Below are 14,586 nucleotides of genomic sequence, written 5' to 3'. Positions count from 1 at the left end.
AACGAGATGCCGCGCCACCAGACTGCCCAGCGCACCGAACGCACCCGTCACCAGAACAGCACCGGCGTCACCATCGCTGGAGAACACCGAGGCCGGCTCCTCCCCCACCTCCAGCGCCTTCGACGCCACACGGCCCAACCGAGGGGCGTGCACCACACCGTTGCGGATCGCCATCTGCGGCTCACCCAGAGCGGCTGCCGCCACCACCTCGGCTGGATCGGTGTCCACGTCGAGGTCGGCCAGCACGAACCGTCCCGGATTCTCCGACTGCGCCGACCGCACCAGACCCCACACCGCCGCACCCGCCAGATCGGTGACGTCCTCACCCACCGAGGACACCGCACCCGAGGTCACGATCAGCAGTTTGGATGCCGCGTAGCGGTCCTCGTCCAGCCAGGCCCGAGCGACCGCGAGCACCTCATGCGTGGCCTCCCGAACGGCGGTGGCGTTCGGCCCGCCGGCCACCGGGAACACCACGATGTCCGGGACCGTGTCATCGGGTTTCAGCGTGTCCCACCGCGCCCAGGCCGGTTCGCCGGCCCCAGTCGGACTGGTCGGACTGGTCGGACTGGTCGGACTGGTCGGCGCCCACCCAACCTTGAACAGTGATTCGTGGAACCGGCGAGATCCGGCAGTGGACGACGACAGGCGTTCCGGCGCGATCTCCCGCAGAGCCAGCGACTCGATCGACGCCACCGGTCGCCCGGACATGTCGGTCACCCGAAACGACCGTGCGCCGGTTCCCGCCGGGGCCACGTGCACGCGCAGCGCCGTGGCGCCGGAGGCGAACAGCTCCACACCCGACCAGGAGAACGGCAGGGCCACACCCTCGCCGGCCGTCCCGTCGACCGCCAAGGCGTGCAAAGAGGCATCCAGCAGTGCCGGGTGCAGCCCGAACCCGTCCACCACCTCCGCATCGGGAAGCGCGACCTCCGCGAACAACTCCGCACCACGCCGCCACACCGCCCGCAACCCCCGGAACACCGACCCGTACTCCAGACCCTCCTCCGCCAACCCGTCGTACAACCCGTCAAGTGCGACCGGTACGGCGCCCACCGGCGGCCACTCCCGCAGATCGAAAGCCGCGTCCGTGCCGGCGGCGGAGAGGGTGCCCAGAGCATGGCGCGTCCATGGGGCGTCGCTGTCCGTACGGGAGTACACCGACACCGGACGCTGCTCGGGCTCATCGATCGCACCATCAGCACTATCAGCACCATCAGCACCGACAACACCAGTGACACCAGCAGCGCCGACGATCACCTGGACGAAGGCATGGCCGTCGGCGGGCAGGATGAGCGGAGCCTCCAGGGTCAGTTCCTCAAGTCGGCCGCAGTCCAGCTGGTCTCCGGCGCGGATCGCCAACTCCACGAAGCCCGTGCCCGGGAACACGGTGACTCCGCCCACCGTGTGGTGGGCCAGCCACGGGTGCCCGTGGACCGACAGACGGCCCGTCAGGACGACACCGCCTGACTCGGGCGACGAGACGACCGCGCTCAGGAGCGGATGCTCGGCCGGCCCGAGCCCCATCGAGAGAGCGTCTCCGCCGATTTGGGAATCCACCAGCCAGTACTGCTGGCGTTGGAACGCATAGGTGGGGAGGTCCACGCGCCGGACACCACGCCCGTCGAACAACCTGCCCCAGTCGACGGCGACACCACCGGCGTGCATCCACCCGACCGCTGTCAACAACGTCGCAGACTCACCGTGCTCTCCGCGCAGCGTCGGCACCATCAACACGCCGGCCTCCGCGTCGTCCACCATGGCCCGCGTCATCGCTGTCAGGACTCCGTCGGGCCCCAACTCCACGAAGCGGGTGACCCCCTCGTCCCGAAGGGCCTGGACCGAGTCGGCGAACCGGACCGCCTCGCGGACGTGCCGCACCCAGTAGTCGGCCGAGCCGAGGTCTTCCGCCGATCCGCCCGTCACGTTGGAGACGACCGGGATGACGGGCGCGCTGTAGGTGACGCTCTCGGCGACTTCGCGGAAGTCGTCCAGCATCGGGTCCATGAGCGGGGAGTGGAACGCGTGCGAAACCCGCAGCCGGCTCGCCTTACGACCCAACGCAGTGAAGTGAGCCTCAGTCGCGGCGACTTGGGCCTCCGCACCAGACACCACCACCGACGCCGGGCCGTTTACCGCCGCAATCGCCACCTCCGCGCCGTCCAGCAACGGGACGACCTCGTCCTCGCCCGCCTGGATCGCGGCCATCGCCCCACCCGACGGCAGCCCCTGCATCAACCGGCCCCGGGCGGCCACCAGGCGCGCCCCGTCCTCCAGCGAGAACACCCCGGCCACATGCGCCGCCGCCAACTCACCGATCGAATGACCCGCCACGAAGTCAGGCCGTACACCCCACGATTCGAGCAGCCGGAACAACGCCACCTCGACCGCGAACAAACCCGCCTGCGCGAACACCGTCCGATCCAGCAAATCGGCGTGCGACCACACCACCTCACGCAACGACCGATCCAGAAGCCCGTCCAACTCACCACACACCGCATCGAACGCAGCCGCGAACACCGGGAACGCCTCGTACACCTCCCGACCCATACCGACCCGCTGCGCACCCTGACCCGAGAACAGGAACGCCGTACGCCCAGAGCTCGCCACTCCCCGCACCGCTCCATGGCCAGGGACACCATCGGCCAACTCGCTAAGCGCGGACAGCAGTTCCTCTCGGCCCCGGCCCACGACCACGGCACGGTGTTCCATGGCCGGGCGTGACGTGGCCAGAGAGAACGCCACATCGGCAGAGTCCAGCTCCGGGCGAGCCATGAGATACGACCGCAGTTTGTCCGCCTGCCCCCGCAACCCATCGACGGACCGCCCGGAAAGCATCCAGGGGACGAGCGGGAGCCCGTCCGCCGCCGACTCGTCGCGTTCGGTCTCCGCTCCGACGGGCGCCGCTTCGATGATGACGTGGGCGTTGGTGCCGCTGATCCCGAACGAGGACACCCCCGCCCGCCGCGGACGACCGTTCTGCGGCCATTCCCGGGCCTCGGTCAGCAACTCCACATCACCCGACGCCCAGTCCACCTCCGGCGTCGGAGCATCCACGTGCAGCGTCCGGGGCAGGACACCATGGTCCATGGCCTTGACCATCTTGATGATCCCCGCCACACCGGCCGCCGCCTGCGTGTGCCCGATGTTCGACTTGATCGACCCGAGCCACAGCGGACTCCCCTCCACCCGATCCTGCCCATACGTCGCCAGCAGCGCCTGCGCCTCGATCGGATCACCCAGCGTCGTCCCCGTACCGTGCGCCTCCACCGCGTCAACGTCCGCCGTCGTCAGCCCGGCATTCGCCAACGCCTGGCGAATGACCCGGCGTTGGGACGGGCCGTTCGGTGCGGTCAACCCGTTGGACGCCCCGTCCTGGTTGACCGCCGTGCCCCGCACGACCGCCAGAACCGGGTGACCGTTGGCGCGGGCATCCGCCAGCCGCTCCACCAGCAGCATCCCCGCGCCCTCACCCCACGAGGTGCCATCGGCCGCAGCAGCGAACGACTTCGCCCGCCCGTCCGGGGCCAACCCCCGCTGACGACTGAACTCGATGAACGTCTCCGGCGTCGCCATCACCGTCACACCACCGGCCAACGCCAGCCCACACTCCCCCGACCGCAACGCCTGCATGGCCCAGTGCAGTGCGACGAGCGACGACGAGCACGCGGTGTCGACGGTGACCGCCGGGCCCTCAAGACCGAGCGTGTACGAGATGCGCCCCGACGCGACCGAACCCGTACTGCTGTTGTGCGCGTAGTCGTGGTACATCATCCCGGCGAAGACACCTGTCGAACTGCCCCGCAACGACGACGGATCGATCCCCGCCCGCTCCAGCGCCTCCCACGACACCTCCAGCAGCAACCGCTGCTGAGGGTCCATCAACCAGGCCTCGTTCGGGCTGATCCCGAAGAACGCGGGATCGAACCCGGCGGCGTCGTAGAGGAATCCGCCCTCGTTCACGTAGCTGGTGTGGGGCCGGGCCGCTTCGGGGTCGTAGAGCCTGTCGGTGTTCCAGCCGCGATCGGCCGGGAAGCCCGCCACTCCGTCGGCTCCGCGCGCGACCAGGTCCCAGAGGTCTTCCGGCGAGACGACGCCGCCGGGATAACGGCACGCCATGCCCACGATCGCGATCGGCTCGTCGTCGACCGGGGCTCTGACGGCGATGGTCTTGCCGATGGAGGGCGCGATGCCCATGATCTGGTCCACCAGGTGCTGAGCCAGGGCCAGCGGCGTCGGATGGTCGAACACCAGCGTCGCCGGCAACCGGAGCCCCGTCACCTGGTTCAGGCGGTTGCGCTGCTCCACGGCCGACAGCGAGTCGAAGCCGAGGTCGCGGAAGGCCCGTTCCGGCTCGACCCGGCCCGGGTCGTCGTATCCCAGCACCGATGCCGCCTGGACCCGGACGGTGTCCAGCATCATCGGCACTCGCTCGGCGCCGGGCAGCGCGGCGAGACGTGCCCGCAGCGCCGCCGCCGAGCCCCCTCCCGCCTCGGCGGTGCGGCGCGAGCGTCCCGCCAGGGCGCGCAGCACGTGCGGGAGCGCGTCGCCCGCGGCGGCCAGGGCCCCGGCCTCCAGGCCTATCGGGATGAGCAGGGCATCGGTGGTCCGCAGGGCGGCGTCGAAGAGCCCGAGGCCCTGTTCGACGCTCAGCGCGCGGACCCCGGACCGGCCCATCCGCTGGGCATCGCCGCCGTCCAGCCGGCCGGACATGCCCGTCCCGGTTCCCCACAGGCCCCAAGCGAGCGACTGTCCCGGCAGCCCGCGCGCTCGCCGGTGAGCGATCAGGCCGTCCAGGTACGCGTTCGCCGCCGCGTAGTTCGCCTGCCCCGGCGCGCCGATCACACCGGCCGCGGAGGAGAACACCACGAACGCCGACAGATCCATGTCGCGGGTCAGTTCGTGCAGGTGCCAGGCTCCCAGCGCCTTGGGAGCGAGCACCGTACGCAGTTGCTCAGGAGTCAGGGACGCGATCACTCCGTCGTCCAGGAGCCCGGCCGCGTGGACCACGGCGGAGAGGTCCCGATCGTCCAGCAGCCCGGCCACCGCGGCACGGTCGGCCACGTCGCAGACCACCACCTCGACCTCGGCGCCCAGTCCAGTCAGTTCCGTGCACAGCTCTGCCGCTCCCGGTGCCTGCCTGCCCCTGCGGCTGGTCAGCAGCAGGTTGCGTACCCCGTGGGCCGTCACCAGGTGGCGGGCCACCAGAGCACCCAGCCCGCCGGTGCCACCGGTGATCAGGACGGTCCCCGTGCCGAACGCCGGTTCGGCGCCGCCCGGGTCGGCTGGGACGATCGCCGGTGTCATCCGTGGTACGTGGCCGGCTCCGGCCCGGATCACCACTTGGGGCTCGTCGGCGGCGACGACCGCAGCGACCACATCCGCGAGGTCGCCGGGCTCGTCCACGGGCTCGTCCACGTCGGCGAGCAGGAAGCGGCCGGGGTCCTCCGACTGGGCGGACCGGACCAGCCCCCATATCGCCGCGCCGGTCAGGTCCGGCACGTCCTCACCTTCGAGTGCCACAGCGCCCGAGGTGACGACCAGGAGCCGCGAGGACGCGTACCGCTCTTGCGCCGACCACGTCCGCAGGGCGGTGAGCACACCGTGCACCCCCTCGACGAGGTCGCCGTCGGTGACGGGTAGAACAACGACTTCCGGTACGTCGGAGATCGAGTCCCACAGTCCCCAGGAGACCCCGGCCCCGTCCTTCTCTCTGTCCTTTAGCCCGTCCTTCTCCCCGTCCTCCTCCCCTCCCCTCTCCTTCACCGGTGTCGCCAAGTGCCACTCCAGGCGGTACAGGGAGTCGTGCGACGCCGACGCGGAGACGGCGAGTTGCTCCGGCGAGACCGAGCGCGACAGCAGGGAGTCGACGGACAGCACGGGCCGCCCGTCCGCACCGGCGAGTCGCAGGGAGACCCCGTCGGCTCCGGCCGGTGCCAGCCGTGCCCGGACGAACCGTGCGCCGGAGGCGAACAGCCGCACTCCGTTCCACGCGAACGGAAGCACCATCTCGTCCCGGTCCGTCTCGTTCCGGTCCGTCTCGTCTCGGTTCGTCCTGTCCCCGGCGACCAGGACCGTGTGCAGGACCGCGTCCAGGAGTGCGGGGTGCACACCGAATCGGCCGGCCTCTCCCCAGCCGTCCTCGGGCAGGGCGACCTCGGCGAAGAGTTCGTCACCGCGCCGCCACACCGCCCGCAAGCCCTGGAACATCGGTCCGTAGTCGTAGCCCGCGGCGGCCAGCCGTTCGTACGAGCCGTCCAGCGGGAGTTCCGAGGCGCCCTCCGGCGGCCACGCCGTCAGGTCGAAGTCGCTGACGGGGGCGGGCACATCGGCCGTCAGTATGCCGGTGGCGTGCCGGGTCCAGGGCGCGTCGGGCGCGCCCTCGCTCGGCCGCGAATGGATGCCGACCGGTCGGCGGCCCGTCCCGTCCTCCTCGTCCACCACCACGTGTACGGTGACCCCGCCGTGCTCGGGCAGGACGAGGGGAGCCTGGAGTGTGAGTTCCTCCAGTGTCCCGCTGTCCAGGTGGTCCCCGGCGCGGATCGCGAGCTCGACGAGGCCGCTGCCAGGGAACAGGATCCCGCCCAGCACCCGGTGGTCGGCCAGCCAGGGCCGGGTTCCGACCGACAGTCTGCCGGTGAGTACCGCACCGCCCGAGTCCGGCAGTGTGAGGACCGCACTCAGCAGGGGGTGGTCGGCGGGCAGCAGTCCCGCGCCGGACAGGTCGCCCGACTCGGCCGCCGCCTCCACCCAGTACCGCTGTCGCTGGAACGCGTAGGTGGGCAACTCCACCGCGGCGGGCGGGTTCTCGCCGTGGACCGCCCGCCAGGACACGGGTACACCGCGCACGTGGAGCCGCCCGACCGCGGCGACCAGGGTCACGGTCTCGGGTCGGCCGGGCCGCAGGACCGCCACCGCGGTGACGTCGCCGGTCGCTTCCTCCAGGGCTGCCTGGGTCATCGCGGTCAGTACGCCGTCCGGCCCCAGTTCCAGGAACCGGTGCACGCCCGCGGCCCGCAGCGTCCGCACACCCTCGTGGAAGCGCACCGCTTGCCGCACGTGCCGCACCCAGTAGCCGGCCGAGCCGAGGTCCTCCGCCGATCCGCCCGTCACGTTGGAGACGACCGGGATGACGGGCACGCTGTAGGTGACGCTCTCGGCGACTTCGCGGAAGTCGTCGAGCATCGGGTCCATGAGCGGGGAGTGGAACGCGTGCGAGACCCGCAGCCGGCTCGTCCTACGACCCAACGCGGAGAAGTGGCTCTCGATCGCGGCGACTTGAGCCTCCGCACCGGACACCACGACCGACGCCGGGCCGTTGACCGCCGCGATCGCCACCTCCGCGCCGTCCAGCAACGGGACGACCTCGTCCTCGCCCGCCTGGATCGCGGCCATCGCCCCACCCGACGGCAGCCCCTGCATCAACCGGCCCCGGGCGGCCACCAGGCGCGCCCCGTCCTCCAGCGAGAACACCCCGGCCACATGTGCCGCCGCCAACTCACCGATCGAATGACCCGCCACAAAGTCCGGCCGTACGCCCCACGACTCCAACAACCGGAACAACGCCACCTCGACCGCGAACAAACCGGCCTGCGCGAACACCGTCCGATCCAGCAGATCAGCCCGCGACCACACCACCTCACGCAGCGACGCACCGTCCAAGTACTGGTTCAAGTGCACGTCCAGCTCGGTGCACACCGCGTCGAACGCTGACGCGAACACCGGGAAGGACTCGTACAACTCCTCGCCCATCCCCACCCGTTGCGCGCCCTGCCCCGAGAACAGGAACGCCGTACGGCCGGAGGCGGCGACCCCGCGTGCCGTGTCCGGCCCTGCGGTGTCCTCGATCAGCGAGTCCAGGCCCGAGAGCAGTTCGTCGCGGTCGCGGCCCACCACGACCGCGCGGTGTTCCAGGAGCGCCCGCGTCGTCGCCAGCGCGTGGGCCACGCCCGCCGGGTCGAGGTCCGGCCGGGACAGCACATGTGCGCGCAGCCGCTCCGCCTGCCCGAGCAGGCCGTGCTCGTCCCGCCCGGAGATCACCCACGAGAGGACCGGGTGCGGGTGCGGGTTCGGTTCCCCGGCCTCGGCGGGGGCGGGTTCTGATGCCGCCTCGACGATCACATGGGCGTTGGTGCCGCTGACGCCGAACGAGGAGATCCCGGCGCGGCGCGGGCGGCCGAAGTCCTCCCACTCCCGCGCCTCGGTCAGCAGTTCCACCTCGCCCGACGCCCAGTCCACCTCCGGGGTCGGCTCGTCGATGTGCAGGGTCCGTGGAAGGACGCCGTGGTCCATGGCCTTGACCATCTTGATGATCGCGGCGACTCCGGCGGCGGCCTGGGTGTGCCCGATGTTCGACTTGATGGACCCGAGCCACAGCGGGCGCCCCTCGGGACGGTCCTGCCCGTACGTGGCCAGCAGTGCCTGCGCCTCGATCGGGTCGCCCAGCGTGGTGCCGGTGCCGTGTGCCTCCACCGCGTCCACGTCCGAGGCGCTCAGACCGGCGTTGGCGAGCGCCTGCCGGATGACCCGGCGCTGGGACGGGCCGTTCGGTGCCGTCAGCCCGTTGGACGCGCCGTCCTGGTTGACCGCGGTGCCCCGTACGACGGCCAGGACGGGGTGGCCGTTGGCGCGCGCGTCCGACAGGCGCTCGACCAGGAGCATTCCCGCGCCTTCGGCCCAGGACGTCCCGTCGGCCGAGGCGGCGAACGACTTGGCACGCCCGTCGCGCGCGAGTCCGCGCTGCTCGCTGAACTCCACGAAGACGTCCGGGGCCGCCATCACCGCGACACCGCCCGCCAGCGCGAGGGAGCATTCGCCCGAGCGGAGTGCCTGTACCGCGAGGTGCAGTGCGACCAGCGACGACGAGCACGCGGTGTCGACGGTGACCGCCGGGCCCTCAAGACCGAGCGTGTAGGAGATGCGGCCGGAGGCGACCGAGCCCGTGTTGCTGTTGTTCGCGTAGTCGTGGTACATCATCCCGGCGAACACACCGGTGCGGCTGCCCCGCAGGGTCGTGGGGTCCATCCCGGCTCGTTCGACGGCCTCCCAGGAGACCTCCATCAGCAGACGCTGCTGCGGGTCCATCCAGCGGGCCTCGTTCGGGCTGATCCCGAAGAACCCGGGATCGAAGTCGGCGGCGTCGTGCAGGAATCCGCCCCGGTCGACGTAACTGGTGCCCGGGCGGGAGCCCTCGGGGTCGTAGAGGCGCCGGATGTTCCAGCCCCGGTCGGAGGGGAAGGGCGTGATGCCGTCGATGCCGTCCGCCACCAGGTCCCACAGCTGGTCCGGGGTGGTGACGCCGCCCGGGTAGCGGCAGGCCATTCCCACGATCGCGACGGCGTCGTCGTCGGCGGGAGGTCGTACCGCGACCGGTGCGGCGCCCGCCGCCTCTCCCAGCCCGGAGATCTCGTCCGCCAGGTACCGGGCCAGCACGGTCGGTGTCGGGTGGTCGAACACCAGCGTCGCGGGCAGCCGGAGTCCGGTCACCTGGTTCAGGCGTCCGCGCAGCTCCACGGCGGACAGGGAGTCGAAGCCGAGTTCGCGGAAGGCGCGCTCGGTTTCGATCGCGTCCTGGTCGTCGAATCCGAGCACCGCTGCCGCCTGGGCGCGGACGATCTCCAGGACCGCCGCACGGCGGTCGTCCTCGGGCAGCGGCGCGAGGCGTTCGCGCAGCACCCCGGCGGCTGCCGGTCCGGACGCCGCACGCCGGCGTGCGCGCCCGCTGTCCAGGCCCCGTAGAACGTGCGGCGGTTCACCGGAGGCGTCGGCGGGTGGGGCGGGGTCCAGGGCGATCGGGACCAGGAGTGGTTCCGGCCGGGAGATGGCGGCGTCGAACAGTGCCAGGCCCTGCTCGGCGGTGAGGGCGTGCACGCCGGAGCGTGCCATCCGGCGGACGTCGCCGTGGTCAAGCCCGCCGGCCATACCGGTGCCCGTGGCCCACAGCCCCCACGCCAGGGACCTGCCCACCAGCCCCCGCGCGTGCCGGTGCTGGACCAGGCCGTCCAGGAACGCGTTCGCCGCCGCGTAGTTGCCCTGGCCGGGCGAGCCGAGCACGCCCGCGGCGGAGGAGAAGACGATGAACGCCGACAGGTCCATGTGGCGGGTCAGTTCGTGCAGATGCCGGGCGCCCATGGCCTTGGGCGCCAGAACCGCGTCCAGCCGTCGCGGGGTCAGGGACGCGACCACACCGTCGTCCAGGATTCCGGCCGCGTGGACGACCGCGGTCAGGGTGTGCCCGGCCAGCAGCGAGGCCAGGGCCGGCCGGTCGCCGACGTCGCAGGCGGCCACCTCGACGTGCGCGCCCAGTTCGGTGAGCTCGGCCTTGAGCTGTCCGGTGCCCGGCGCGTCCTCGCCTCGTCGGCTCGTCAGCAGCAGGTCGCGTACCCCGTGGGTCGTCACCAGGTGCCGGGCCAGCAGGGCGCCCAGCCCGCCGGTTCCTCCGGTGATCAGCACGGTTCCCGTGCCGAACGGCTCGTCCGGGCCGGGCACGGACGGGCCCGGCACCCGCGCCAGCCGGGGGACGTGGGCCGTCCCGGCGCGAACGGCGGTCTGGGGTTCGCCGAATGCCAGGGGGACGACGCCCGCCAGGTCGTCGGGGGTGTCGGTGTCCACCAGTACGATCCGGTCGGGGTCCTCGGACTGTGCCGAGCGGACCAGTCCCCACGCGGCGGCCGCCGCGAGATCGGAGACGTCCTCGCCGTCGACCGGCACCGCGCCCGAGGTGACGATCAGCAGCCGGGATGCCGCGTACCGCTCCCCGGCCGTCCATGCCTGCAGCGCCGCGAGCACCTCGTGCGTGACGGCCCGTACCTCGCCGGCCCGGACCGGCAGGACGACGACGTCGGGAACCGTGTCACCGACCTCGTCCCACGCCGCCCAGCTCAGGTCGCCGGGGGCCGCGGGGAGCGCCGCGTGAGACCACTCCAGCCGGTACAGGGAGTCCGCGGAGGGCGACGTGGTGACGGCGAGCCGATCGGGCGACACGGGGCGGGAGACCAGGGAGTCGACCGACGCGACGGGCCGCCCCGCGCCGTCGGCGATCCGCAGCGCCACACCGTCCGAGCCGACCGGGCTCAACTGGGCGCGGACCGCCGGCGCCCCCGCCGCGAACAGCCGCACCCCGTTCCACGCGAAGGGGAGGACCAGGTCGTCACCCGCGTCCCCGGAGACCGCGCTCGTGTGCAGGACGGCGTCCAGCAGCGCCGGATGCAGACCGAAGCGGGCGGCGTCGTCCCAGGCGTCCTCGGGCAGGGCGGCCTCGGCGAAGAGTTCGTCGCCGCGCCGCCACACCGCGCGCAGCCCCTGGAACAGACGCCCGTAGCCGTAGCCGGCCTCGGCGAGCCGCTCGTACGCGTCGTCCACCGGGACCGCGGTCGCGCCGGGCGGCGGCCAGGCGGTGAGGTCGAAGGCCGGTGCGGCCGTGCCGGGGGTGAGCGTGCCGCCGGCGTGCCGGATCCACACCTCGTCGCCGGCCGTGCCGCCCGAGCGGGAGTAGATCCCGACCGGGCGCCGTCCGGTGTCGTCCGCGCTCTCCACCACGACCTGGACGGTGACGCCGTCGTGGTCGGGCAGGACCAGCGGCGCGTGCAGGGTCAGTTCCTCGACCGTCGCGCAGCCGACGCGGTCGCCCGCCAGGACCGCCAGCTCCACGAACGCTGTCCCGGGGAACAGCACGGCGCCTGCGACCACGTGGTCGGCGAGCCACGGCTGGGTGCCCGGCGACACGCGTCCCGTCAGAACGGCTCCGCCCCCGTCCGGCAGGGTCACCGCCGCTTTCAGCAGCGGGTGGTCCACGGGCCGCAGGCCCACCGACGCGACATCCCCCGCGGTGCCGGCGCTCTCCAGCCAGTAGCGGCGGCGCTGGAACGCGTAGGTCGGCAGGTCGACCCGGGAGGCGGTGCCCAGCAGCGGCTTCCAGTCAACGGCGAGGCCGTGCACGTGCAGGCGGCCGATCGCGGTGAGCAGTTCGGTGGCCTCGGGCCTGTCCCGGCGAAGGACCGGGACGGTGAGCGCGGTGTTCCCCACGGCGTCGAGGCATGCTTCGGTCATGGCGGCCAGAACGCCGTCCGGGCCCAGTTCCACGAAACGGCTGACACCCGCCGCGCGCAGCGTCCGGATACCGTCCTGGAATCGGACGGTCCGACGGATATGACGTGTCCAGTATTCCGCCGACCCGAGTTCTTCGGCCGCTCGGCCGGTGACGTTCGAGATAACGGGGATCGACGGAGAAGAATAGGAGAGCCCCGCCGCGATCTCCTGGAATTCGGCGAGTATCGGTTCCATCAGGGGCGAGTGAAAAGCGTGCGACACCCGCAGCCGGCTGGTCTTGCGTCCGATTCCCTCGAAATGCCCGGCGATTCGGTGCACCGCTTCCTCGGAGCCGGAGACGACGACCGAGTTCGGCCCGTTCACCGCCGCGATGTCGACATCGGCGCCGAGTCGTGCCACGACCTCGTCCTCGGCGGCCTGCACGGCGGCCATCGCGCCGCCGGCCGGGAGCGCCTGCATCAGCCGTCCGCGTGCCGCGACGAGCGCGGTCGCGTCCGCCAGGGAGAGCACCCCGGCCACGTGGGCGGCGGCCAGCTCACCGATCGAGTGGCCCGCGACGTAGTCGGGAACGACGCCTGCCGCTTCCAGGAGGCGGAACAGTGCCACCTCGACCGCGAAGAGGCCGGCCTGTGTGTAGGACGTCCGGTCCAGCAGTGCGGGTTCGGACCGGACGACCTGCGCCAGTGGCCGGTCGAGGTACGGGGCGAACTCGGCGCAGACGGCGTCGAAGGCGTCCGCGAACACGGGGAACGCCGCGTGCAGTTCCTGTCCCATGCCGGCCCGCTGCGAGCCCTGGCCGCTGAACAGGAACGCGGTCGGCTCCCCGGCCGCGGCGACGCCACGCAGTACGTTGCCCCGTCCGTCGAGCGGTTCGCCCGCCGGGTCGGCCAGCTTGTCCAGTCCCGCGAGCAGTTCGGCGCTGTCCCGGCCGACGACCACCGTCCGGTGCTCCAGCGCGGCGCGGCCGGTCGCCAGCGAGTACGCCACGTCGTGGAGGTCCAGTTCGGGGTGCGTACGAAGATGGGTGCGCAGTCGCACGGCCTGGCCCCGCAGACCGGTGTCGTCGCGCGCCGAGAGGATCAGGGGGACGGCCGGGGGACGGTTCGGCGACCGCTCGCCGGTGTCCGGGGCGGTCGGCGGCTCACCGGCGTCCGGGGCGGGGGCCTGCTCAAGGATGACGTGGGCGTTGGTGCCGCTGATCCCGAACGAGGAGACCCCCGCCCGGCGCGGACGGCCCGTCCGCGGCCACTCCCGCTCCTCGGTGAGCAGCCGCACACCGCCCGGTGACCAGTCCACATGGGGTGTCGGCTCGTCCACGTGCAGCGTCCTGGGCATCACACCGTGCCGCAGCGCCTGGACGGTCTTGATGATCCCCGCGACGCCGGCGGCGGCCTGCGCGTGACCGATGTTCGATTTGACCGACCCCAGCCACAGAGGCCGGCCCTCCGCGCGGTCCCGCCCGTAGGTCGCCAGCAACGCCTGGGCCTCGATGGGGTCGCCCAGCACGGTTCCGGTGCCGTGCGCCTCCACGAGGTCCACGTCGTGTGTGCTCAGCCCGGCGCCGGCCAGGGCCTGTTCGATCACCCGCCGCTGCGACGGACCGTTCGGTGCCGTCAGCCCGTTGGACGCGCCGTCCTGGTTCACGGCCGAGCCGCGTACCACCGCCAGCACCGGGTGGCCGTTGGCGCGTGCGTCCGAGAGCCGCTCGACCAGCAGCATCCCGGCGCCCTCGCCCCACCCCGTTCCGTCCGCGGCGGACGCGAACGCCTTGACGCGGCCGTCCGGGGCGAGTCCGCGCTGGCGGCTGAACTCGATGAAGGTCTCGGGCGTCGCCATCACGGTCACGCCACCGGCCAGCGCCAGGGAGCACTCCCCCGACCGCAGGGAGCGCATGGCCCAGTGCAGCGCCACCAGCGACGACGAGCACGCCGTGTCCACCGTCACCGCCGGTCCCTCCAGGCCCAGCGTGTAGGAGATGCGTCCCGAGGCGATCGCTCCGGTACTGCTGTTGAACGCGTAGTCGTGGTAGTTGACGCCGGCGAAGACGCCGGTGCGGCTTCCCCGGTACCCGGACGGGTCGATGCCCGCCCGCTCGAAGGCCTCCCACGAGATCTCCAGCAGCAGCCGCTGCTGCGGGTCCATCGTCAGCGCCTCGTTCGGCCCGATGCCGAAGAACCCCGGATCGAAGTCCCCCGCCTCGTGCAGAAAGCCGCCCCGGTCGACGTAGCTCTTGCCCGGACGGCCGGGTTCGGGATCGAAGAGGTTCGCCACGTCCCAGCCCCGGTCCCGCGGCAGGCCGGAGAGTCCGTCCCGTTCCGCCGCGACCAGGTCCCACAGTTCCTCGGGCGAGGTGACGCCTCCGGGAAAGCGGCACGCCATCCCGACGATCGCGATGGGTTCGCGCTCCCGCTCCTCGATCTCGGTGACACGGCGTCGCGCGTCACGCAAATCCGTAGTCGTCCGCTTGAGATAGTCGAGGAGTTTTTCCTCAGTGCTCATCTCGGCCACCCCGCGCTTAATCGACCAGCTTTGGCGTCC

General features: G+C 72.1%; 1 protein-coding gene. It reads right to left on the bottom strand.

All coding sequences use genetic code 11. The annotated features are described in order from the left end of the window. On the bottom strand, positions 1 to 14,547 hold a 14,547-nt coding region (locus ACIOKD_RS19025), incomplete at its 3' end, for an SDR family NAD(P)-dependent oxidoreductase (RefSeq protein WP_402084996.1). Positions 14,548 to 14,586: the final 39 nt, after the last annotated feature.

Origin of the sequence: Streptomyces sp. NPDC087844, assembly GCF_044742785.1 — a bacterium.
Taxonomy (GTDB): domain Bacteria; phylum Actinomycetota; class Actinomycetes; order Streptomycetales; family Streptomycetaceae; genus Streptomyces.
The sequence above is the reverse complement of the archived record's forward strand: the minus strand, read 5'-3'. Positions and strand labels throughout refer to the sequence as shown.